General features: G+C 73.6%; 15 protein-coding genes and 1 rRNA gene. 9 read left to right on the top strand and 7 right to left on the bottom strand.

Features of this window, described 5'->3' with window-relative positions:
* Positions 1-6: 6 nt before the first annotated feature.
* Together ACH4D3_RS26120 and ACH4D3_RS26115 are read left to right on the top strand one after the other, a co-directional pair.
* Positions 7-1053, top strand: coding sequence for a M23 family metallopeptidase (locus ACH4D3_RS26120; RefSeq protein WP_398326451.1), 1047 nt, complete (start codon positions 7-9; stop codon positions 1051-1053).
* A 137-nt stretch (positions 1054-1190) separates the two neighbouring features.
* Positions 1191-2135 carry an aldo/keto reductase gene (locus ACH4D3_RS26115; RefSeq protein ID WP_398326449.1) on the top strand — a complete coding sequence of 315 codons (945 nt, stop codon included), beginning with the start codon at positions 1191-1193 and terminating at the stop codon, positions 2133-2135.
* Between the two features lie 27 nt (positions 2136-2162).
* Here the strand turns inward: ACH4D3_RS26115 and ACH4D3_RS26110 are convergent, their stop codons facing one another.
* Together ACH4D3_RS26110 and trmB are read right to left on the bottom strand one after the other, a co-directional pair.
* Positions 2163-3563, bottom strand: coding sequence for a PrsW family intramembrane metalloprotease (locus ACH4D3_RS26110; protein ID WP_398326446.1), 1401 nt, complete (start codon positions 3561-3563; stop codon positions 2163-2165).
* Positions 3564-3572: 9 nt separating this feature from the next.
* Entirely contained in the window at positions 3573-4388 is an 816-nt protein-coding gene (gene trmB, locus ACH4D3_RS26105; protein WP_398326443.1) for a tRNA (guanosine(46)-N7)-methyltransferase TrmB, read from the bottom strand.
* A gap of 112 nt (positions 4389-4500) precedes the next feature.
* Here trmB and ACH4D3_RS26100 point away from each other — a divergent pair, with 112 nt between their 5' ends.
* Entirely contained in the window at positions 4501-4911 is a 411-nt protein-coding gene (locus ACH4D3_RS26100) for a Dabb family protein (RefSeq protein WP_398326440.1), read from the top strand.
* A gap of 26 nt (positions 4912-4937) precedes the next feature.
* On the opposite strand, the gene lhgO is transcribed toward ACH4D3_RS26100, so the two are convergent.
* Positions 4938-6167, bottom strand: a complete 1230-nt coding sequence (gene lhgO, locus ACH4D3_RS26095; protein WP_398326437.1) for an L-2-hydroxyglutarate oxidase — start codon at positions 6165-6167, stop codon at positions 4938-4940.
* Positions 6168-6249: 82 nt separating this feature from the next.
* Positions 6250-7671: an MFS transporter gene (locus tag ACH4D3_RS26090; RefSeq protein ID WP_398326434.1), complete on the bottom strand. Its 1422-nt coding sequence runs from the start codon at positions 7669-7671 to the stop codon at positions 6250-6252.
* A 711-nt stretch (positions 7672-8382) separates the two neighbouring features.
* Between ACH4D3_RS26090 and ACH4D3_RS26085 the strand changes: the two genes are divergently transcribed.
* Together ACH4D3_RS26085 and ACH4D3_RS26080 are read left to right on the top strand one after the other, a co-directional pair.
* A complete protein-coding gene (locus tag ACH4D3_RS26085; protein WP_398326431.1) occupies positions 8383-10515 on the top strand; it encodes an asparagine synthase-related protein in 2133 nt (710 codons plus the stop codon).
* Positions 10516-11005: 490 nt separating this feature from the next.
* The gene (locus tag ACH4D3_RS26080) at positions 11006-14314 is read left to right on the top strand and encodes a BTAD domain-containing putative transcriptional regulator (RefSeq protein ID WP_398326428.1); all 3309 of its coding nucleotides are present in this window, start codon (positions 11006-11008) and stop codon (positions 14312-14314) included.
* On the opposite strand, the gene ACH4D3_RS26075 is transcribed toward ACH4D3_RS26080, so the two are convergent.
* The gene (locus tag ACH4D3_RS26075) at positions 14301-16370 is read right to left on the bottom strand and encodes a sigma-70 family RNA polymerase sigma factor (RefSeq protein WP_398326425.1); all 2070 of its coding nucleotides are present in this window, start codon (positions 16368-16370) and stop codon (positions 14301-14303) included. The genes ACH4D3_RS26080 and ACH4D3_RS26075 overlap by 14 nt on opposite strands.
* 180 nt (positions 16371-16550) lie before the next feature.
* Positions 16551-17459, bottom strand: a complete 909-nt coding sequence (locus ACH4D3_RS26070) for a TetR/AcrR family transcriptional regulator (protein ID WP_398326422.1) — start codon at positions 17457-17459, stop codon at positions 16551-16553.
* A gap of 374 nt (positions 17460-17833) precedes the next feature.
* On the opposite strand from ACH4D3_RS26070, the gene ACH4D3_RS26065 reads away from it, so the two are divergent.
* Both ACH4D3_RS26065 and ACH4D3_RS26060 read left to right on the top strand, forming a co-directional pair.
* Positions 17834-19213: an NAD(P)/FAD-dependent oxidoreductase gene (locus tag ACH4D3_RS26065; protein ID WP_398326420.1), complete on the top strand. Its 1380-nt coding sequence runs from the start codon at positions 17834-17836 to the stop codon at positions 19211-19213.
* Between the two features lie 182 nt (positions 19214-19395).
* On the top strand, positions 19396-21054 hold the full coding sequence (locus tag ACH4D3_RS26060) for a SpoIIE family protein phosphatase (RefSeq protein WP_398326417.1): 1659 nt from the start codon (positions 19396-19398) through the stop codon (positions 21052-21054).
* Positions 21055-21108: 54 nt separating this feature from the next.
* On the opposite strand, the gene ACH4D3_RS26055 is transcribed toward ACH4D3_RS26060, so the two are convergent.
* Complete coding sequence (locus tag ACH4D3_RS26055; protein WP_398327053.1) at positions 21109-22386, bottom strand: MDR family MFS transporter; 1278 nt, start codon at positions 22384-22386, stop codon at positions 21109-21111.
* Positions 22387-22531: 145 nt separating this feature from the next.
* Between ACH4D3_RS26055 and ACH4D3_RS26050 the strand changes: the two genes are divergently transcribed.
* Both ACH4D3_RS26050 and ACH4D3_RS26045 read left to right on the top strand, forming a co-directional pair.
* A complete protein-coding gene (locus tag ACH4D3_RS26050) occupies positions 22532-23080 on the top strand; it encodes a MarR family winged helix-turn-helix transcriptional regulator (RefSeq protein WP_398326414.1) in 549 nt (182 codons plus the stop codon).
* A 638-nt stretch (positions 23081-23718) separates the two neighbouring features.
* Positions 23719-23811, top strand: a 16S ribosomal RNA gene (locus ACH4D3_RS26045); the annotation flags it as partial.

The following is a 23811-nucleotide window of genomic DNA, read 5'->3' as shown; positions in this document are numbered from 1 at the left end:
GCCCACGTGGCGTCCAACCGGCCTGCCCCCGAGGCCCCGTCCGCGCCCAGTGGGCACGGCACCGACACCTTCGGCTACGACGGCTACCGCACCGAAGAGGGCCCCTGGGAGGAGTGGAATCCCACCGCGGAATCCATCCGCCCCGTACGCGGCCGGCACCGCGTGGCCAAGCAGCGCGGCGGACTCGCCCGCAGCTCCACCGTCCTCGGCGTCGGTGTCATAGCCGCCGTCGGAGCGGGCGGCATGGCCAGCGCGCAGACCGGCAAGCCCCCGGTGTCCATCTCCATGCCGGACCTGCCGAACGTCGGCTCGCTCATGCCCGGGAGCGACGACGAGGCGCCGGAGCCCGAGGGTTCCGCCACCCCGCTCAGCGGCATCACCCAGGCCGTCGCCGCCGACAGCGCGGAGGGCGCCGACACCACCGGCGCCGGCGAGTCGCTGCGGGCCCGGATCATGGCGCAGGCCGAGCAGCAGCAGGCGCAGGTCGAGACCAAGGCCGCCGAAGAAGCCGCCGCCGCGGCCGAGAAGAAGGCCGCGGAAGCCGCCGCCAAGGCGGAGAAGGAGGCCGAGGAGAAGGCCGCCGCCGCCAAGAAGAAGGCGGAGGAGGAGGCCGCGAAGAAGGCCGAGGCCGAGCGGCTCGCGAAGCTGGCCAAGCAGTTCACGCTGCCGACCTCCTCGTACACGATCTCCTCCACGTTCAACCAGGCCGGCTCCCTCTGGGCCTCCGGCCACCACACCGGCCTCGACTTCGCCGCCCCCACGGGCACGCTGCTCAAGGCGGTGCACAGCGGCACCATCACGTCGGCCGGCTGGGACGGGTCGTACGGCTACAAGACCGTGCTCACCCTCGACGACGGCACCGAGCTCTGGTACGCGCACCAGTCCTCCATCAACGTCAGCGTCGGCCAGCAGGTCACCACCGGTGACGTCATCGGCCGCGTCGGCGCCACCGGCAACGTCACCGGCGCCCACCTCCACCTCGAGGTCCACACCGACGGCGGCAGCGGCATCGACCCGATGGCCTGGCTGCAGAGCAAGGGGCTCACCCCCTGATCCGCCCCGCCCCCGACGCACCCCGCTGAACCCCGGCGGTCCTGACGGCGACCCCCCGACGTCAGGGCTGCCGGTTCGCGGGAAATTTTGCCCGCCTGCCAGAATCGCCCGCTCCGGCGCGGTCGTTGAGTCCCTACATGACTTCTCTGCGCAAGCTCGGCTCCTCCGACCTGGCGGTCTTCCCCCTCGCCCTCGGCGGCAACGTCTTCGGCTGGACCGCCGACCGGGACCGGTCCTTCGCCGTCCTGGACGCCTACACGGCGGCCGGCGGCAACTTCGTCGACACCGCCGACTCCTACTCCGCCTGGGTCGACGGCAACAGCGGCGGCGAGTCCGAGACCGTCCTCGGCCAGTGGTTCGCGGCCCGCGGCAACCGTGACGACGTCGTCCTCGCCACCAAGGTCAGCCAGCACCCCGAGTACCCGGGCCTGTCCGCCGCGAACATCAGGGCCGCGGCCGACGCCTCGCTGCGCCGCCTGGGCACCGATCACATCGACCTGTACTACACCCACTTCGACAAGCCCGAGGTGCCGGTCGAGGAGATCGTCGGCGCGCTCGACGCGCTGGTGAAGGCCGGAAAGGTGCGGCACATCGCCGCCTCCAACATCTCCGCCGAGCGGCTCGCGGCGTCCCTGGAGTTCTCCGACCGCGAGGGCCTCGCCCGGTACGTCGCCCTCCAGCCGCACTACAACCTGGTCTCCCGCGACACGTACGAGGGCGAACTGCGCGACCTCGCCGAGCAGGCCGGTCTCGCCGCCGTGCCGTACTACGCCCTCGCGTCCGGTTTCCTCACCGGCAAGTACCGGCCCGGCACGGAGGTGGACAGCCCGCGGGCGGGCGGTGCGGCCAAGCACCTGGAGACCGAGCGGGGCCGCCGGGTGCTGGCCGCCCTGGACGAGATCGCCGCGGCCCACGACGCTCCCGTCGCCACCGTCGCCCTCGCCTGGCTGGCCGCCCGGCCGACGGTGGCGGCGCCGATCGCCTCCGCGCGCACGGTGGAGCAGCTCCCGGCGCTGCTGGGCGTGGCCGAACTGAGCCTGACGGAGGACGAGGTGGGGAGGCTGACCCGGGCGTCCGCCTGAGCGGGCGCGGCGCGTCGCGTCGCGGATCTACGGCCGGTGCGGGCCGGGCGTAGGTCCGTACGGGTGGTACGGCGGCAGGTACGGGTTGTGCGGGGCCTGTGTGGCGTAGGGGGCCTGCGCAGCGTAAGGACCGGGTGCGGTGCGGGGGCCGTACGCGCCGTACGCGCCGTGTGTGCCGTGCGTGCCGCCGTACGGATACGCCCACGGCGGCATCGGTATCGGCACCGGCGGTGGGGCGGTGGCGCGGGCCGCGTGGTCCAGGGCCGGGCGGGCGAGGTCCCGCAGGTGCCACAGGACGTCCAGCAGTGCCCGCTCCCGTACGGCGAAGTCGGCGCCCGCCCTGCCCCGGCGGCCCCGCTGCCGCAGGAACGCCACCGAGGTCGCGCAGGCCTCGTACCGCGCCACCGCCCGCGCCCCTTCCTTCCCGGCGTGCCTGCGGGCGTACTGCCTGGCGATGCGGCGGGCCCGCATCGAGCCGAGCGCGTACGGCTCCGCGGGGGTGAGCCATCCGGCCATGACGTACGCGGGCAGCTCGGCCCGCACGGTGCCCAGTTCGCGCTGCCGGGTCCAGATCACCAGCCAGGTCAGCAGGCCGAAGGACGGCACCATGAACGCCGCGTACACCGCGAAGAAGCCGTACTCGCCGAACGCGGCCGAGCCGTTCCACAGGGCGTGCATGCCCATCGCGAGCAGCAGCCCGGCCAGCGGGAGCAGCGCCCGGCGCAGGTGGTGCCGGCCGGTCGAGAGCGCGGCGACGCCGAAGCCGATGCCGGTGAGCACGGTGAACAGCGGGTGCGCGAACGGCGACATCACGACCCGCACGAAGAAGGTCGCCGCGGTGACGGAGGCGATGCCGCTGTCACCGGTGAGCTGGTCGGTGCCGAAGGCGGTGCCCAGGTAGAGGATGTTCTCGGTGAAGGCGAAGCCGGTCGCAGTGACCCCGGCGACGACCACCCCGTCGACGATGCCGGTGAAGTCCCGTCGGCGGAAGAGGAAGACCAGGAGGACGGCGGCGGCCTTGGCCGACTCCTCGACGACCGGCGCTATGACCGTGGCGCCCAGGGTGTCCGCGCTCGCCGGGTCGGCGGTCGCGGTGGCTATCCAGCGGGTCGCGAAGCTGTTGGCGACGATCGCTATCAGCGCCGCCGCGCAGGCCCCCCAGGCGAAGCAGAAGAGCAGGTTCCGCCAGGGGCCGGGGTCCACCCGGTCCAGCCAGCGGAAGGCGGCTGTCAGCAGCGGCACCGGCAGCACCGCCAGGCCCAGCCCCACCAGGAACCCCTGTGTGCCGGTCTGTTCGCGTACCAGGGCCAGGATCACCAGGCCGGACAGCGCGAGCAGGGTGATCAGCGCGCCGTAACGGACCCAGGCCCGCTGCCACCAGTGCGTATGCCGGTGCACATGGGTCGGATACGGGGGACAGGTGGCCACGGCAGGACCCTAACCGGTGGGGGGCGGCTCCTTGTGCTGTACGCGACGGAAGAGCAGGTCGTTCACCACATGTCCCTTGTCCAGTCCCTGGCCCTCGAAACGGGTCAGCGGCCGGTGCTCGGGACGCGGCGCGAATCCGCCGCCGGGCACGGTGTTCTCGAAGTTGGGGTGCGCGGTCAGCACGTCGAGCATCCGCTCGGCGTACGGCTCCCAGTCGGTGGCGCAGTGCACCACGGCCCCCGGGGCGAGCCGGGTCGCGGCCAGCGTCAGGAACTCCGGCTGGATCAGCCGGCGCTTGTGGTGCCGCTTCTTCGGCCACGGGTCGGGGAAGTAGACGCGCAGCCCGGCGAGGGAGTCGGGGGCGAGCATCTCGCGCAGCAGGATGATCGCGTCGCCGTTGGCCACCCGGACGTTGGACAGCCCCTGTCGCTCCGCGAGGCCGAGCAGGTTGCCCTGGCCGGGGGTGTGGACGTCGGCGGCGAGGATGTTGGTGTCCGGCTCTGCGGCCGCCATCCGGGCGGTGGCCTCGCCCATGCCGAAGCCGACCTCCAGGACGACGGGGCGGGCGTTGCCGAAGAATTCGGCGAGGTCGACGACCCGCTGTCCGTCGATGTCCAGCCCCCACAGGGGCCACAGCCGTTGCAGCGCGTCCGCCTGCCCGGCGGTCACCCGGCTCCGCCGGGGCTGGAAGCTGCGGATCCGCCGCTCGAAGTGCGACCCGGCGGGATCGGCCTTCGGGCCGTCGGGGAAGCGGGGCTCGCCCTTGGCGCGGACGTGCCGCAGGGAGGCGGACGCGGCATCGGAGGTGTGGTGGGAGTCAGACACAATGCGTCGATTTTAGACCGCGCACGTGGTTGCGACTGCTTGTAGAGATAGTTAGAGTCTATAACGTCAGCGATTGAGTGTAGCGACAGTCGTACCCGTGGGGAGAGACACCGTGATTCACCACCAGATCCGCCTTGCCATGCGCCCCGACGCGCCCCGGGACAAGGTCGAGGAAGCCCTTGAGATGCTCCGCAGGATGGGCCGCGAGATCGACGCCGTCGTGTACTGGACGGTCGGGCGGGACGTGGGCGGCGACTTCGACTTCGGAGCGATGTTCGCCGTCGAGGACATCGAGGGCTACCGGGCGTACATGCACGCCCCGCTGCACCGGCGGGTCGACGAGATCGGGCTGCCGCTGGTGCGGCACATGGTCTCCCACGACCTGACCGACGACGAGGACCCGGCCACCGCCGACCGCATCCGGCAGATCCACGCCGAGCGCTTCGCGGGGGACCCGGCCCTCGTCGCCCTGATCGAGGGCCTCGGCTCGTACCAGGGGAGCAGCGCCCCCGGGCGCGGCTAGTCGGCCCGGTGGGTGCCGGGTGGTCCCTAGGTCGTCAGCATCGACAGCGCTCTGCGGGCCACCTCCCGGCCGATGGGCAGGGACGCGGTCGCCGCGGGGGACGGCGCGTTCAGGACGTGCACCGCGTGGGCGCCCTCCTTGATCAGGAAGTCGTCCACCAGCGTGCCGTCCGCGAGCACCGCCTGCGCCCGGACCCCGGCGGGCGCCGCGACCAGGTCGTCCTGCGTCACCGCCGGAAGCAGCCTGCGGACCGCGGCGGTGAAGGCGCTCCCGGACAGCGACCGCCGCAGTTCGCCCGCCCCGTACCTCCAGTGCCGCCGGGCCATCCGCCACGAGCCCGGCCAGGCCAGGGTCGCGCCCAGCTCGCGGGGGCGCACCACGCCCCAGCCGTATCCCTCGCGGGCCAGCGCCGGCACCGCGTTCGGCCCGACGTGGACGCCGCCGTCGATCCCCCGGGTCAGATGCACGCCGAGGAACGGGAAGGCCGGGTCCGGCACCGGATACACCAGTCCCCGCACCAGCTCCGGCCGCGCCAGCTCGTAGTACTCGCCCCGGAACGGGACGATCCGCATGCCCGGGTCGTCCCCGGTCAGCCGGGCGATCCGGTCGCAGTGCAGCCCGCCGCAGTTGACCAGGGCCCGGGCCCGGAGCACGTCCCCGGTGCGGGTGCGGACGGCGACGCCCAGGCCGGGGCGCCGGTCGACGCGGTGCACCTCGGCGCCGTAGCGGATCTCCGCCCCGGACGCCCGGGCGAGCTGCCGGGCCACGGCGCCGTAGTCGCAGATCCCGGTGGTGCCGACGTGTATGGCGGCCAGGCCCCGCACCTCGGGCTCGTACTCCTGGATCTGGGCGCCGCTCAGCTCGCGCACCGGTATCCCGTTCTCCCGGCCGCGCTGCACGAGGGCGTGCAGGCGGGGCAGCTCGGCGCGGTCGGTGGCGACGATCAGCTTGCCGGTGACGGCGTGGTCGATGCCGTACTCGGCGCAGAACTTGACCATCTCGGCGGCGCCCCGGACCGCGTAGCGCGCCTTGAGGGAGCCGGGGCGGTAGTAGACACCGCTGTGGATGACGCCGCTGTTGCGGCCCGTCTGGTGGCGGGCGGGGCCCGGCTCCTTCTCCAGGACCGTGACCCGGGTGCCCGGTGCGGCGCGCGTGATCGCGTACGCCGTGGACAGGCCGACGATCCCGCCGCCGATCACCAGCACGTCGCAGTCGTACGCGGTGCTCCGAACGAGCCCGGTCCGCACTTCTTCCATTTCCCGGCCCACCTCCCGCTTCGATAGTGCACTGCGCCACTGACAATGCCCTCAAACCCGTGGGGGGCGGGCGATCGGGCGATCAGGCCGGGGTCACCAGCAGGGGGCGGGCGCGCTCGCGCAGCTCCACCACGCGCGGCTCGTCGCCGTAGGGCTCCAGGCGGTGCAGGAGGTCCTTCACGTACTCGGTGGTGCGGGCCGAGGAGATGCGGCCGGCCACCTCCACCGCGCGCACGCCCTGCTCGCAGGCCGCGTCCAGATTGCCGGACTCCAGCTCGGCCACCGCCGAGACGACGAGTCTGAGGCCGTGCGAGCGTACGAACTCCTCCGTCGGTTTCGACAGCGCCTGCTCGGTGAAGCGGCGGACCTGGCGTGGTGCCTTCAGGTCGCGGTAGCACTCGGCCGCGTCGGCGGCGAACCGGTCGTAGGAGTAGAAACCCAGCCACGTCGGATCGCTGTCGCCGGGACGGGAGCGCTCCAGCCAGCTCTCGGCGGCCTTCAGGGCGGCGCCGGCCGCCACCGCGTCGCCCGCGCGCGCGTGGGCGCGGGCCTCGACCAGGCGGAAGAAGCTCATGGTGCGGGCCGTGGCCAGGCCGCGGTTGCGCTCCAGGGCGGCCTGGGCGAGGTCCACGCCCTCGTCGCCGAAACCGCGGTAGGTCGCCTGGAGGGACATGGAGGCGAGGACGTAGCCGCCGAGCGGGACGTCGGCCGCCGCGCGGGCCAGGCGCAGGGCCTGGATGTAGTACCGCTGGGCCGCCTCCTGCTGGCCGGTGTCGAAGGCCATCCAGCCGGCCAGCCGGGTCAGCTCGGCCGAGGCGCCGAACAGGGCGCGGCCGACCTCGTCGGAGTAGGAGCCGAGGAGGAGCGGAGCCGCCTCGACGCGTAAGCACTCGGGGACCATCGAGGAACGCCAGTCGCCGCCGCCGTACTTGGAGTCCCAGCGCCGGGCGTCCTCGGCGGCCTCGCGCAGCTTCTGCACATCACTGTGGCCGACTTTGAGCGGTGCGCCGGAGCCCTCCGCGGGGCTCGCCTCGCGCGCCACCGAGCTGTCGGCCGGGGTTATCAGCCATCGGGAGGCGGGCGTCGCGTACGCGCTCACCGCGAACGAACCGGCGAGCGACTGCCAGATGCCGCCGCCGGTGCGGCGGCCGGCGAGGTCGAGACGGTACAGCTCGGTGGCGGACCTGACCGCCTGGCCGACGTCCCGGGGGAAGGCGAGGCCCACCTCGGGGGCGGGATCCGCGTCCGCCAGGCCGATCTCGTGCAGCGGCACCGGGCGGCCGAGCTTCTGGCCTATGGCCGCCGCGATGAGGTGCGGCGCGGCGCCCTGGGGCACCATGCCCTTCGACACCCAGCGCGCCACCGACGTCTTGTCGTAGCGAAGTGTCAACCCGCGTTGGGCGCCGAGGTCGTTGACGCGCCGGGCGAGTCCTGCGTTGCTGATTCCCGCGAGGGCGAGAACGGCGCCGAGCTTTTCGTTCGGCCCGCGTTGCTCCCTGGACATGCGCCACCCCTCGACACAGACGGCTGCCGCGCTGGCATAACCACGCGGCATTCGTAAACCCAGCGTAGTTCGCCGCATCCCAGGCGTTAAGAGGCATTGTTCCGGATGGCGGGATTGTGGTCCGTACTCAAGTGCGGTGTATGTACGGTCTGTTGCCGCGTGCTCCCGATGTGTGGCCGTGCGCCCGTGTGTGCGCTCTTCTCCGGCCACGGCGGGAGCGATTCCATGGGCGGTGCGTGGGTCGGCCCGCTGTACTGGATCCAGTGGGCTGGGGGACGCCGCCGCCTACATCCCCGCGGGCGGCGGACCGGTCCGGGGGGCGAGTCCCGTCCCCCGGACTGCGCGCCGCCGGTACGCTGACGGGCGGTGCGCAAAGTTTGTACGGAGCGTGTTCGAGTGTGGCCGCGTGGCGCCGATTTGGCTGAAAATCACCGTTGGTGATTTCGGGGTACAACCGCCCCCACCATGGGAGTTGAGGGCGCGTTGGGGAGCCAAAGGGCGCGTTGCGGGGGCGCATTCGCGTCGTCTTCGCCGTGGGGTAACGGGAGTTGACGGTCCCGCGGCGATGTCCCGGCGTTCTCGCGTGAGTCTCCGCGGGGCGCACTCGCGGAGCACACGCGGCTCCGCCGACGCTCTGTGGCGCGCCCTTCATGGCAGCATGGGGAACCAGTTCGTACGGTGCACTGGTTTCCCCAGCCTGTGGAGGCGTCGATGCGGTGGTTGGTGGGGTGGAGCAGCGCCGCCGTGGGAGCAGGAGCAGCGGGGATCGCCGGGGCGGCCGGCTCCGCCGGGGCCACCGGCTACGACGGTGAGACCGTGCAGCCCGTGGGCGCCCAGCCGTTGTGGGGCGACCCCGATCCCCTCTGGGCGGTGGGCGACTGGCGTCCCGACGAGGTGCGCGTCGTCGCCGCCGACGCGCAGACCCGGATCGCCGTGCTCGGCATCTGCGGCGCGAGCGACGAGCAGCTGCGGGTCGCGCTGTTCGCCGCGCGCGGGGGCGCGCTTCGGCATCTGACGGCGTGGCCCGGCAGCTACACCGCCGTCGTCCAGGTGGGGCGGCGGATCACCGTCTGCGGCGACCTCGCGGGCGCGCGGCCGGTCTTCCACACCCCCTGGGCGTCCGGCACCGCCTACGCGACCGCCGCGCTGCCGCTGGCCGACCTCGTCGAGGCCAACCTCGACTTCGGCCACCTCGCCGCGCTGCTCGCCACGCCCGACGTGCCGGCCGCGCTGGACGACTCCACCCCGTACGACGGCGTGAAGCGCGTTCCGCCGGGGCACGCGCTGATCCTGCGCGCCGGGGCGCGGGAGATCGCCGGGTACGAACCGGTGGCCTCGCTCGCCGTCGCGGCGCCCTCGGCCGACCCCGACCGCGCGGTGGACGGTGTGCGGGACGCCCTGGTGGACGCGGTGCGCACCCGGCTCGCCGCGCCGCGGCACGTCCCCGGGGACGGCATCGACCCCGGGCCCGTCCCGGGCATGGGGCCCGCGGAGCGGCGGGCGGCGCGGGGGATGCCGGTGCCGGGGATCGGGGCCGACCTGTCCGGCGGGCCGGCCTCGGGCACGCTGGCGCTGCTGGCGGCCGGGCTGCCGGGGATGCCGGGGATGCCGGGGGCCGTGCTCGGACACGGGACCGGGGCGGGGGAGCGGCTGCTGGCCGTCACCTTCAACGACCTCGCCGTTGGCGGGCAGGAGCCCGAGCTGGCGCGGGCGGGGGCGCTCGCGGCCAACCCGCGGCTGCACCACGTGGTGGTCACCGGCGGCGAGGAGATGCTGCCGTACGCCGCGCTGGACGGGCCGCTGACCGACGAACCGGGGTCGTCCCTGGTCGCCGCGGCGCGGCACCGGGCGCGGCTTGCGGCGGGCAGCGCGGACCACTTCACCGGGTACGGGGCGCGGCAGGTGCTGGACGCGCATCCGGCGCGCCTCGCCGACCTGCTCATGGACCGCAAGCGGCGCCATCTGGTCCGGCCGGTCGCGGCGCTGGCCAAGGCCGACGGGTCGGTGCTGGTCCCCGCGCGCGTGTACGGCGCGGCGCGGCGGCTGGCGCGCACGCCGTACCGGAGCGGGCTTGAGGTGCTCGCCGAGCGGTTGCTGCGCAGGCGGTTCGACACGCCGGGCGACGGGGCGATGGACGCCTCTTTGGCCGCGCTGACCTGGGCCGGGGCGGGGCCGGCGGCGCGGTGGCTGACCGGAGAGGCGCTGGCTGAAGTATCGGTTCGCCTGCAGACGTCCTCGCAGCGGTCGGGGGTGGGCCCAGGGCAGCGTCCGGGGGACTTCCGGGCGCGGGCGGCGCTGGCTCGGCAGGCGGCGGAGGTGCGGGTGCTCGAACAGGCCGCGGAGATCCGCTTCCAGCGGCTGCACACGCCGTTCCTGGACAACCAGGTCGTCCGGGCCTGCCGGGCCCTGCCGGAGGCGCTGCGGGTGCAGCCGGGGGCGCGGGCGGCGATTCTGCGGACGGTGCTGGAGGGGGCGGGGGTGAGCGAGTTGCCGAGCGGGTGGGGGGCGCCCACGCAGGCGCTGGCGGCCTCCACGGCGCGGACGGGGCTGCGGGTCGCTGCGGACTCCCTGCTGGGGCTCTTCGACCGGCCGCTGCTCGCGGAGGCGGGGCTCGTGGAGGCGCGGGTCGTGCGCAAGGCGGTGCGGGCGGCGGCCGCGGGTGAGCCGCTGCCGCTGGACGGGCTGGCCGACCTCGTCTCGCTGGAGCTGTGGCTCGGCCGCCTGCTGGCCCGCCGCGGCACCTGCTGGACCGGCACCCCGGCCCGCCAACGGGCGGTACCCGCGGGCATCGTGCCTCAGCGGGGGGCGCTGGGCGGGGCCGGGGCGGTCGTGCGGCGGGTCTGAGGTGGATGCCTGCGGCGTGGTGGGGGTGCGCGTGGCGCGGTGCGTGTGGTGGGTGGGTCGGGGCCGCGCCGGGGGGTGTCCGTCCTCGGAACGGCGCGGAATCGGTCACTTGAAGAGGCTCGGGGCGTTGACGCGCCAACCGCTGCGGGCGGACACCCCCCGACACGTCCCCTTCTCGCCGTACGCGGCTCCCCCGCCGCGTCGCCCCCGTGCCAGCTGCGCGTAGCCGCCACGCCGCCACGGCTGCGGGCAGTCGCCATGCCGCCTTAGCTGCGGGCAGTCGTGCCGCTGGGGCGGCACGGGTGGGCGCAGCGGCACCCCGCTACGCCGGGCCGCGTCCCCCTCGCGCCCGCACCCACGCCGGGTGCCTTGTACAGCGCCGGGCCACGCGACCTACCCCGCACCCGCCCCGCGTGCCAAGACCTCCCTGGGTCACTGATCGCGCCGACGCCGGGTGCCCGCACCACACCGGTGCGGCGACAATGACTCCGTGCGGTACAGAATCCTGGGCGTCACCCAGACGGAGGACCACGGCACCGTCGTAAACCCCGGCGGCCCCCGCCTACGCGCGCTGCTCGCCGCCCTCGCCCTGCGCCCCGGCGACGTCGTCACCCCCACCACGCTGATCGACGAGGTCTGGGCCGAGGACGACCCCCCGCAGGACGCCCCCGCCGCCCTCCAGGCCCTGGTCGGCCGCCTCCGCCGTACCGTCGGCAAAGAGGCCGTCGCCTCCGCCCCCGGCGGGTACCGGCTCGCGGCGACTCGCGACGACGTGGACCTGTTCGTTTTCGAGCGCCTCGTACGGCGAGGCACCACCGCCCTCGCACACGGCGACGCCCCGACCGCCGCCCGGCACCTGGACGAGGCGCTCGCCCTCTGGCGCGGCCCCGCCCTGGCCGACCTCCCCGGTCACGCCGCCGGCCCCGACGCCCTGCGCCTGGAGGCGACCCGTGCCCGTATCGACGCCGGTCTGCGCCTCGGCGACGCCCACGACGCCGTACCGCGGCTGCGTGAACTGACCAACGACCACCCGTACGACGAACCGCTGCACGCCCTCCTCATCGCCGCCCTGCGCGCCTCCGGGCGCGACGCCGACGCCCTGGCCGCCTACGAGAGCGCCCGCCGCACCCTCGCCGACGGCCTCGGCACCGAACCCGGCCCCCGGCTGCGCGCCCTGCACGCCGAACTGCTCGGCACCGGGGACGCGCAGCGGCCCGCCCCGGCACCCGAGCGGGCCTCCTCCGACGGCCGCAAGGGCAACATCAGGCCTCGGCTGACCACCTTCGTGGGGCGGGAACCGGAGCTCGACGCCCTCCGTTCCGAACTGACCGGGGCCCGCCTCGTCACCCTCACCGGACCGGGCGGATCCGGAAAGACCCGCCTCGCCGAGGAGGCCGCCGCCGGGCTTGAGCAGGCATGGCTCGTCGAGCTCGCCCCGCTCGACCGGCCGGACGCGGTGCCCGGCGCGGTCGTCAACGCCCTCGGACTGCGCGAGACCGTGCTGCTGACCGGCGACCGGCCGGCCGTGCAGGACGACCCCGTCGCCCTGCTCGTCGAGTACTGCGCCCCGCGCAGCCAACTCCTGGTCCTCGACAACTGCGAACACGTCATCGGCGCGGCGGCCCGGCTCGCCGAGACCCTGCTGACCCGCTGCCCGGGCCTCACCATCCTCGCCACCAGCCGGGAACCCCTGGGCGTGCCCGGCGAGTCGGTGCGGCCGGTCGAGCCGCTCACCCAGGAGCAGGCGCAGCGCCTGTTCACCGCGCGCGCCGGCGCCGTGCGTCCCGACGCGGACGCGGTCCTGCGGGACGCGGAGGCGGTTGCCGAGATCTGCCGGCGCCTCGACGGACTGCCGCTGGCCATCGAGCTGGCGGCCGCCCGGCTGCGGCTGCTCACCCCGCGGGAGATCGCCGACCGGCTCGACGACCGCTTCCGCCTGCTCACCTCGGGCAGCCGTACCGTCCTGCCCCGCCAGCAGACGCTGCGCGCGGTCGTCGACTGGTCCTGGGACCTCCTGGACGAGGCGGAACGCACCTTGCTGCGCGAACTGTCGGTCTTCGCGGGCGGCTGGGACCTGGCCGCCGCGGAGGCCGTGGGCACCGGGCCCGCGGCGGACCTCCTGGGGGCCCTCGTCGACAAGTCCCTCGTCGTCGCCGGCCCGGGCACCGACGGTGCCGCCATGCGCTATCGACTGCTGGAGACCATCCACGAGTACGCGGAGGAACGCGCCGCCGAGACACCCGGGCTGCGCGACGCCGCCGAACGCGCCCACCGCGCGTGGGCGCGGGCCCTGGCCCAGGAAGCCGACCCGCTGCTGCGCTCGGCCGGGCAACTGCCGTACATCTCCCGGCTGGAGACCGAGCACGACAACATCCGCACTGCCCTCGACCGCTCCCTCAGCGCGGGCGACGAGCCGGAGGCCGCGGCCCTCGCGCTCGCCATGGGCTGGTTCTGGTGGCTGCGCAACTACCGGCAAGAAGGCGTCAGGTGGCTGGATCGGGTGCTGCGTCTCGGAGCCGCCCTGGACGTGGGGGGCGGCGGGCGGGTGCCGGGGGCGGACGTCCTCGCACGGCGTATCGCTGCCGCCGATCATGTTGGCGCGCTTCTGGACGGGAGTGAGGGCGGTCCGACGCATCCGCTGCACGCCTTGCGCATGCAGGTGCGGATGATGCACATCCTCCTCACCTTCGAGACCGCGCCGAGGGAAGGGCTGCTGGACGAGCGCATGCGGCGGTACGTCCGGCGGGTGCGGGACCACTTCGCGGCGGGCGGCCCCGAAGCGGCCCGGGTGCCCGGTCTCGTCTGGCCGCTGACCGAGTTCTTCGTCAGCGACTCGGGGGACGTCCGGGGGTCCATGGACGCCTCCGTCGCCAACTGCCGTGCTCATGGGGGCGAGTGGGAGATCGCCGCGAGTCTCATGTTCCGTACGCATGCGGTGGTCGACATCTCGGGCACTCCGGTGGGCATCGACGACGATCTGGCGGAGATGCGTGTGCTCAGCCGTCGTGTCGGCGACCGTCTGGTGGAGGCCCAGGTGTGCAGCGCCTTCGGCGAGGCCGCCATGGTGCGCGGCCGCTACGAGGAGGCCAGGGCCGAGTACGCGGAGGCGCTGCGGCTCGCCGAGGAGGTGGGGGCCTTCGCGGAGGCGCCGTTCCTCATCGCCCGGCTCGCCGAGATCGCCTACCGCGAGGGGGACCACGGCACGGCGCTGGGCGTACTCGACGAGGCCGGTGCCGCGGCCGACCGGTACGGCGTGGTGGACTCCAAGGCCTTCGTCCTGATGCTGCGGGCCGGACTCGCGGTGGTCGACGAGGAGTTCGAGCGGGCCCGCGTCCTGTGGGAGGGGGCCTGCGAGGAGTGCCTGCGCGGCACGCCGCCGCCGCAGTTCCTCGCGATGCTGGGGCTGGTGGACGCGCTCGTGACGGCGGGCGAGTCGGGCCCGGGCGCCGCCTTGCCGTTGCTGGCGGACGCTCTGCGGACGGCCGTCGAGGAGCGGTGCGCCGAGCTGGTCCTCGCGACGCTGGTGGACAGCGCGGCCGGGCTGCTGAGCGACCTCGGCGACCAGGCCCGTGCGGTGCGGCTGCTGGGCGCGGCCGGACACTGGCGCGGCGACCGCCCGCGCCCCATGCCGGACCGGGCGCACGCCGAGCGGGCCGAGGCCGCCGCCCGCGGTGCCCTCGGCCCGGAGCGGTACGCCGCCGAGGTGGCCGCGGGCGCCGGTCTCACGCCCGGGGACGTCGTCGGCGAGCTGGAGACGGCGGTGCGGCGGCCGGTCGCGCAGGCTCCTACGCGCAGGTGAAGCGGGACTGGGCCCAGTCCGCGAGCGCCAACGAGTCGAAGTGGCTGTGCGGCTCGGTCACCAGCCGCAGCGTCTCGCGTCCCGTGATGTCCACATGGACCGGTACCGCGGGGTCCCCGCCCTTGATCATTCCCGAGTTCCACAGCCGGACGTCGTCCGCGTACACCGAGAAGTGGACCTTGCCCAGCTTCATCGTCAGGTCGTCGACGCCGGCCAGCGCGTCGTAGGACGAGCACTCGCGGTTGAGGTCGATGGTGACCGAGGAGCGTCCTTTGACGGTGACGCCGTGTGCGTACGACACGTCGTCGACCGACAGGCCGGAGCGCTGCCAGACCCAGCTGCTTCCGGCCAGCCGCATCTCGGGGCCGGTGCCGTCGCCGCTCACGTCGTACGCCAGCTCGCTCCACTGGTAGATGGTCGGGGCGGGCGGTGGTGGGGGTGGAGGCGGAGGGGGTGGTGTCGGGGTGGGGGTCGGCTTCGGCTTCGGCGGGGGAGTCGGGGTGGGGGTGGGCGTGGGCGTGGGGGTGGGGGTGGGGGTCGGTTTCGGGGTGGGGGTCGGCTTGGGGGCCGCCACCGGTTCGGGTGGGCGGGGCGGTCGGGTCGAGGGCGTGGGGGTGTCCGGGGCGGGTTGTGCCACCGGTGAGGAGGCGGGCGGGGCGGCCTTCGGCGGCTCCTTGTCCGGGGTGTCGTCGCCGATCAGGGCCAGGGCCAGCGCCGCCGCCGCGGCCACCGCGACCACACCGGCCGCGATCCCCGCCTTCACCGGCGCGCCCAGCCCCTCGGAGGCCGCCGCACCGGCACCGGCGCCCGCTCCGCCGGACGCACCGCCGCTCGCCGCGGCCGCCGCGCCCGCGGCTCCCGCCGCACCGGCTCCCGCGCCCCCGGCGATGAGCCCCGCCGCCTTCGCGTACCCGGCGACACCGAACCAGCCGATGACCGCGACGGGCACCACGGCGGGAATGCCGCTGGCGACCTCCTTGATCTGGGTCGCGGCCAGCCGGCACCTCGCGCACTCCTCCAGGTGTTTGCGCAGTCCGCGTTCGGCCCGGATGCGCAGCCTGCCGCGCGCGTACGTGCCGAGCTGGTCGGCGTAGCGGGCGCACTCCTCGTCGGTGGCGAGCGCATCGCTGACGTGGGCCTGGAGGTAGGCCTGCTTGAGCCCCTCGCGGGCGCGGCTGGCCAGGACACGGGTGCCGTTGGCGTCCAGCCCGAAGAGCATGGCCACCTCGCTCGGCGACTCGTCCTCGACCTCGGTGTGCCACAGCACGGCCTGCCACCGCTCCGGCAGCGACCGGAACGCCCGCATCGCCATCGACTGCTCGGCCTCGTGCATGGCGCGGACGTCGGCGCCCAGCTCCAGGGTGTCGTCGTCCGGCACCTTCGCGGTGTGCGCGGCCTGTGCGGCGAACACCGCGAAGTCCTCGACGAGTTGCTCCCGTCCGGCCGACCGGGTCCAGCCGGCGGCGACGCGCCGGACCGCGGTGAGCAGGTAGGCGCGTACGGCGTGCTCGGGTCCCGAACCGCCGCGCACCGCCTGGAGCATGCGGGCGAACACCTCGGCGGTGAGGTCGTCCGCGGTGTGGGCGTCGCGGCAGCAGGTGCGCGCGTACCGGCGTACCGCGTCCGCGTGGCGCCGGTACAGCTCCTCGTAGGCCGCGTCGTCGCCCGAGCGCATCCGCGCGATCAGCTCGGCGTCGGACGCCGGCAGCTCGCGCGGCGGCGGCAGGATGCCGTCGTCGTCGTACAGGTCGCGCGGCGGTGGCAGGACGCTGTCCTCGTGCAGCTCGCGCTGGGCCGGGACACCGGTCCCCGCGGGGCGCTCGTCCTCGGCGGGGCCCTCGCGGCCGCCGTCCTGGGCGGGGCTCCGGCCGCCGTCCTCCACGGGAGCGGCGTCCCGCCCGGCACGGGGCGGACCGCCCTGGCCCGGCACCTGCGGCGAGTCGCCCGCGCGGGCGTCACCGTCCCCGGTGCGGCCGCCCCGGCTCTCGCCGGTCTCGACGTCACCGGGACCGCTCTCGCCGTCACCGAGTGACCCGTCCCGCCCGTCAACGCTCATCGCGGAAAGCCCCCGCCAACCTGCCCAGCCCGTCCGAACACCGGGTCAGCGTGCCATATTGGCTTTTGTTCAGGACCCCCCTGTGCCGACCGTCACTCGTCTGTGCGGACTTCAGGTGCCGCGGTAATAACGCTCAGCCGTTCGGGGAAGGAGATAGGGGCCCCGAAGGCGCCGCCGCTCTCACACCGGCCGCGACCGCAGCCCCTCCAGCAGGATGTCCAGCAGCCGGGCCGAGGCCGCCGCCTGCTGGGCCGGGTCCGGCAGCGAGGGCGCCGCCGTGGCTATGACCAGCAGTACGTCCGACACCGACACGTCCGGCCGCAGCTCACCCGCCGTGCGGGCCCGCTCCACGAGCCGGCCCACGACCTCCAGCAGCGCGGCGGCACCGTCGTCGCCGACCACGGAACCCGGCACGGAACCCGGCCCGGAACTCGCGGCAGAACTTGCCGTGGGACCTGCCGCAGGACCTGTGGCAGAGGTTGCGGCGCCCGCGACGGAACCTCCGCCGACGGCCGGCACCCTGGCCGCGGCGGACTCCTCGGGCACCAGCCGCAGCTCGCCGGTGCCCGGCTGTATCCGCTGCTGCGGCACCCGTGGATCACCGGTGGCCGCACCGCCGGAACCGCTCACGCCACCGTCGCTGTCGGCGTCGTCCGACACCCCGACCCGCAGCACCTGCGGCGGCAGCAGCCGGCCGGCGCCCGAGGCAACCGACGTCCGCAGGAAGCGGGACAGCGCCGACCACGGCTCGTCCTCCTGCCCGAGCGCGGTGCGGGCCTGGTCGGTGAGCCGTGCCGTCTCCTCCTCGGCTATCCGGCGCACCAGCACGTCCTTGCTCGGAAAGCGCCGGTACACCGTGCCGACGCCGACCCGCGCGCGCCGCGCCACGTCCTCCATCGGCGCGCCGTACCCCAGCTCGCCGAACACCTCCCGCGCCGCGCGCAGCACGTGCTCCAGATTGCGCTGGGCGTCCACGCGCAAGGGCGCGCTCCGTGCCGTGTCTCCGCGTGCGCCGCCCGCCGCCGTGCTCATCGCACCGCCGGGCGCGACGGCCGACGCGGACGACCAATGAGAATCCTGAACATGCATAGACAATCCCCCGGTAATGACGTCTCCCCCCGGAGACACTCCCCGCCATCGAAAGCCGGAGTGAGTGGAACGGGCCCGGTTGGGCGGCCCGCCCGTCGCGGACCCCATGAGCACATCCCCCTACACACCGTGGGAAAGAACATAGTTGAGCGGGGGTCAATTCAGAAGGGGCACGTTCCGCACGGAGCGCCCCTCGATCGGAGCACGGATCGCACCCGCCCCGAATGTGCCGTCCTCCGAGCCCCCACTCACCCACGCTGACCTGCGTGATCACACCGTGCGACGTTGATTCCAGGGGCTGGGAGCCCCGACGATCTCCGGTCACACAAATTGACGAGCCTGTGGACAAACGCAAGCGCCGGGTGCGTCATGGGATGGTGAAGGAACGTGCGCGCATTCTCGTTGTCGGCGGTGGCTACGTCGGGATGTACACGGCCCTGCGGCTGCAACGGAATCTCAAGGGCGAACTGCGGCGGGGCGAGGCCGAGATCACGGTCGTCACCCCGGACGCCTACATGACCTATCAGCCGTTCCTTCCCGAGGCGGCGGCCGGTTCCATCTCTCCTCGGCACGTCGTCGTGCCCCTGCGCCGGGTCCTCGGCCAGTGCGACGTCGTCGTCGGCGAGGCCCGGTCCATCGACCACACGACCCGCACCGCCACCATCACCACCCTCGCCACCGACGAGGAGAGGACGGGCGCCCGCCGGCTGACCTACGACGAACTCGTCCTCGCCCCCGGCTCCGTCTCGCGCACCCTGCCCGTGCCCGGACTCGCCGACCACGGCGTCGGTTTCAAGACCGTCGAGGAGGCCATCGGCCTGCGCAACCACGTCCTCGAACAGATGGACATCGCCTCCTCCACCCGCGATCCCGCCATCCGCGACGCCGCCCTCACCTTCGTCTTCGTCGGCGGCGGCTACGCGGGCGTGGAGGCCCTGGGCGAGCTGGAGGACATGGCCCGCTACGCCGCGCGGTACTACCACAACGTCACCCCCGAGGACATGAAGTGGATCCTCGTCGAGGCGTCGGGCCGCATCCTGCCCGAGGTCGGCGAGGAACTGGGCCGCTACACGGTCACCGAACTGCGCCGCCGCAACATCGACGTACGCCTGGACACCCGCCTGGAGTCCTGCGCCGACCGCGTCGCCGTCCTCAGCGACGGCTCCCGCTTCCCCACCCGCACGGTCGTCTGGACGGCCGGCGCCAAACCGCACCCCGTCCTCGCCGCCACCGACCTGCCCCTCGACGACCGCGGCCGGCTCGCCTGCACCACCCACCTGTCGGTCGACGGCGCCCCGCACGCGTGGGCGGCCGGTGACGCCGCCGCCGTCCCCGACGTCACCGCGGCCGAACCGGGCCGGAACTGCGCCCCCAACGCACAGCACGCCGTCCGCCAGGCCCGGGTCCTCGGCGACAACGTCACCCACGCCCTGCGCGGCGAGCCCCTCGACACGTACGCGCACCGGTACGCGGGCTCCGTCGCCTCCCTCGGCTTCCACAAGGGCGTCGCACACGTCTACGGGCGCAAGCTCAAGGGCTACCCCGCGTGGTTCATGCACCGCGCCTACCACCTCAGCCGCGTCCCCACCGTCAACCGCAAGGCGCGCGTACTGGCCGAATGGGTGATCGCCGGGCTCTTCAAACGGGAGATCGTCTCCCTGGGCTCACTCGAACATCCGCGGGCGGAGTTCGAACTCGCGGCCGGTGGAAAGCCTTCTCAGGAGCCCCCGCACAACCCGAAGGGGTCGTCCTGACCGGACGCAGGAACTCCCCCGGCCACTGGGGCGTCTGACGGATGTCGGCCAGGCGGGCACCCTGCCAGACTGGTCCACCACCGCGGGCGCGCCGCCGCTCGCCCCAGCGCGGCCCCCGGGGCCCGGGCCGCCCCGGCCCGTCCCGGTCCCCGGCCGCCGACAACTACACGAGGCAAGGATTCGTGAACTTCACGCGCTGGAGCGCCCGACTCCCCGGAACACAGCGCCGCGCCGCCGCGCGGACCGACACGGCCCTCTCCCCGGACCGGCGGGCGGACGGCTCCGTACCCGCCGCCCGCGCCGAACAGCTGACCGACGAAGCCCCGCCCGCCGCCGACGTCCCCAGCGTGGACGAACTGCCCGTCCGCGACGTGCTCGGCCGCGTCCCGGCCCTCGTCGCCCTCCTGCACGGCCCCGAACACCGCCTCGCCTACGTCAACGACGCCTACGTCGCCGCCTTCGGAATCCGCGACCTCGGCGCCCGCGCCCGCGAGGCCCTGCCCGAGCTGGACGAGCCGGGCCTCTTCCCGCTCCTGGACCAGGTCCAGCGCAGCGGCAGACCCCGCACCCTCAAGTCCCGCAAGGCCCCGGACGGCCGCTCGTACACCTTCACCTGCACCCCGGTCACCGCCGGGCTCAACGGCGACGGCCGCGGAGTGCTCGTCTTCGCGACCGACGTCACCGACCACGCCGAAGCCGCCGGCCGCCTGCGCGCGAGCGAACGCAGCCAGCGCGAGACCGCCGTCACCCTCCAGCGCTCCCTGCTCCCGCAGGAGCTGGAGGAGCCCGACGACCTGCGCGTCGCCGCCACCTACCACCCCGGCGGCACCGAGGCCGCGGTCGGCGGCGACTGGTACGACGTGATCACCCTCGGCGGCGGCCGCACCGCCCTGGTCATCGGCGACGTCATGGGCCGAGGCGTCCGCGCGGCGGCCGTCATGGGCCAGCTCCGTACGGCGGTGAGGGCCTACGCCCGTCTCGACCTGCCCCCGCACGAGGTGCTCCAGCTCCTCGACGGCCTCGCCGCCGAGATCGACGCCAACCAGATCGCCACCTGCGTCTACGCCATCCACGACCCGAACGAGGGCCGGCTGGTCTACGCGTCCGCCGGCCACCTCCCGATCCTGGTCCGCGACGAGGACGGCACCGTCCAGCGCGCCGACGAACCCACCGGCCCGCCGCTGGGCACCGGCGGCTGGATCCACGCGTCCGGCTCGATCGCCCTGCCTCCCGGCTCCACGGCCGTCCTCTACACCGACGGCCTGGTCGAACGCCGTGACGAGGACCTCGACGAGGGCATCGCCGCCCTGGAACGTGCGCTGTCCGGCGCCACCGGCACGCCCCAGGTGGTCTGCGACCGGCTGGTCCGCTCGGCGGGCGTCACCCCGGACCACGACGACGACGTCGCCGTCCTGGTCCTCCAGCACCCCGCCCGCAAGGGCGCCGAGGCCGAGCTGTTCCGCAACGCCGCCCTGGAACTGCTCGGCGGTGTGGAAGCGGCCCCACGCGCGCGTGCCTTCGCCTCCGGCGTCCTCACCAGCTGGCGCTTCCCCGCCGAGCTGCACGACCTCGGCGTCCTGGCCACCAGCGAACTGGTCGCCAACTCCCTCCAGCACGGCACCCCGCCGATGCGGCTGCGGCTGCGCCGTACCGACCGCCGCCTGATCATCGAGGTGACCGACGGCGACGACCATCTGCCCCGACGCCGCCGCGCGGAGCCGGGGGACGAGTCCGGCCGGGGCATCGCCATCGTCGCGACGATCGCCTCCAACTGGGGGTCCAGGCGCACCCCGGGCGGCGGCAAGGCCGTCTGGTGCGAGTTCGTCCTGCAGAAGCCCTGAGCCGACGGCGGAGCCGGTACGGACCCCGGCCCCGCCGCCACCCGCCAGGCCCGCTCACGCCTCCGCGACCACCACGGCGTCGGCCGGCGCCCCGCCCTGCGTGACCACCCGGCTCCTGGCCAGCGACGGCTGGTTCTGTACGTCGGTGAGCTGCCGCCCCAGCCGCACCGCCAGCACCGTGATGCCCAGCGAGAACAACAGGAACGCCACGATGTACGGCGCGTGCAGCGAGGCCCCGAGCGGCCCGCCGACCGCCGGACCGATCGCCAGCGCGAGCTGCTTCACCAGGGCGAAGGCGGAGTTGTACTGCCCGGCGAGACCGGTCGGCGCCAGGTCCGCCACCAGCGGCGCCAGCGTCGGCGACAGCATCGCCTCACCCAGCCCGAACAGCGCGTACGTCGAGATGAACGCGGCCGTGGCCATCGTCTGGCTGCCGTGCCCCAGCCCGGCGTACCCGGCCACGGCCCATGCCACGGCCCAGATCAGCCCCACGGATGCGATGACCCGGGACCGCTTGCGCCGCTCCACGAACTTCAGCACCGCGAACTGCGCGATCACGATCATCAGCGTGTTCGCCGCCAGCGCGGTCCCCAGCGCGGACGTGGAGATCCCGGCCGCCTCGACGCCGTACGCGCTCAGCCCCGACTCGAACTGCCCGTAGCAGGCGAAGAACAGCACGAAGCCCAGGACGCACAGCTGCACCATGGCCCGGTTGCCGAGGAGCTGCTTCCAGCTTCCGCCGCCGGCCTGGCCCGGCGCCCCTTCGATCCGCGGCGCGCGCGGCGCCCGCACCGTCGCCATGACGGCCACCAGCACCAGGAACATCGCCGCCTCGATGGCGAACAGCAGCGTGAAGGACGACGCGCTCGTGGTGTCGACCAGGTGACCGCCGATGAGCCCGCCGACGCCGAGCCCCAGGTTCTGCAGGAAGAACTGCATCGCGAACGCGCGCGACCGGGTCTCCGTCGTCGAGCAGTCCACGATCATCGTCGCGAGCGCGGGCTGCATCACGGCCTGCCCGGCTCCCAGCGCGGCGGCGGACAGCAGCACCGTGCCGGCCGAGGCCGACAGCCCGAGGCTGAGCGCGCCGAGCGCGGCGGTGACCAGGGCGACCAGCAGTACCGGCAGCGGGCCCCGCCGGACGATGGCCCGCCCGGCGAACGGCAGCACGATCAGCGCGGCCACGGCGAAGACGGCGAGCACGAGGCCCGCCGTGACAGAACCCAGTCCCCGTACCTGCGCCACATAGACGTACAGGTAGGGGACCGTGAAGCCGAGTCCGAACGCGCTGAGTGCGTTGCCCACGTGGATCCGGCGCATCGCCGCGCCCATTGCCCTGGTCACGTTCACCCTCTCTTGATCTCTCGGATCGTCCGCTCCAGCCGTTAGGACTGAAGACTTAGAAGCTAAAGTTCGAAGATAAAGAGTACATACCGAAGGACTTCAAAGCAAAGGAGTCGCATGCCATACTGCGGCCATGGGCGACACCTCCGGCGCCGGCGAGCCGACACTCGAAGAGCAGATCGCCGCCTACCAGCGCGAGTTCCAGGACCTCGACCCGCAGGTCGAGAAGATCGTCTCGGCGCTCTCCCGCCTCAACCGCCGTATGAACGTCGCGTACGGCCGCCAGACCGCCGAGCTGGGCATCAGCAACACGGACTGGGAGGTGCTGAAGGCCCTCGTGCTCTCCGGCGCGCCCTACCGGCTCGGCCCCGGCGACCTCGCCAAGCGCCTGGGCCTCACGCCCGCCGCGATGACGCACCGGATCGACCGCATGGTGACGGAGGGTCTGGTCACCAGGGAGCGCGACGAGACCAACCGGGTGCGCGTGATCGTCGCGATCACGGCGGAGGGGCGGGAGAAGTGGCTGTCGGCCATGCGCCTCGCCACGGTCTTCGAGGAGGACCTGCTCCAGGACCTCTCCGCCGACGACCGCACCGCGCTCGGTGAGGTGCTGACCCGCCTCCTGCGCAGGGTGGAGCACGCCCAGCCGGACGCCGGCGGTCGGCTCAGCGACCTCGATTAAAGATCTTGACAGCGATGCTTGACAGTCCCCTACGGGATCCGTAGTGTTCTCCGGGTTGCCACCGGACCGTAACGGTTCTGCGGCAGTACCTCCCGCCGCAGCAGCGGCAACCAAACCACCAGCACGACCCCCAAGTGGGAATTGCTTCGGCGTGCCCGAATTCAATTCCGCTGGGCACTCGTCGGCCCGATCGACCCCGATTGGGAATCGCCGAGAGGGTCCGCTAAGGTTTGAGACGTCGGAACGGCCCAACAGCCGGAACGACAGCCCCCTCTGACGGGGAATCAGAGCCCGAAAGGATCTGATAGAGTCGGAACCGCCGGAAAGGGAAACGCGAAAGCGGGAACCTGGAAAGCACCGAGGAAATCGGATCGGAAAGATCTGATAGAGTCGGAAACGCAAGACCGAAGGGAAGCGCCCGGAGGAAAGCCCGAGAGGGTGAGTACAAAGGAAGCGTCCGTTCCTTGAGAACTCAACAGCGTGCCAAAAGTCAACGCCAGATATGTTGATACCCCGTCTCTGGCCATTCGGCTGGGACGAGGTTCCTTTGAAGTAACACACAGCGAGGATGCTGTGAACGGTCGGACTATTCCTCCGACTGTTCCGCTCTCGTGGTGTCACCCGATCACGGGTAAACATTCACGGAGAGTTTGATCCTGGCTCAGGACGAACGCTGGCGGCGTGCTTAACACATGCAAGTCGAACGATGAACCACTTCGGTGGGGATTAGT

Source organism: Streptomyces sp. NPDC018026 (assembly GCF_044327745.1).
Lineage (GTDB): Bacteria > Actinomycetota > Actinomycetes > Streptomycetales > Streptomycetaceae > Streptomyces > Streptomyces rubrogriseus.
Note: the sequence above shows the minus strand (reverse complement) of the source record. Positions and strands in the feature narration are given on the sequence as shown.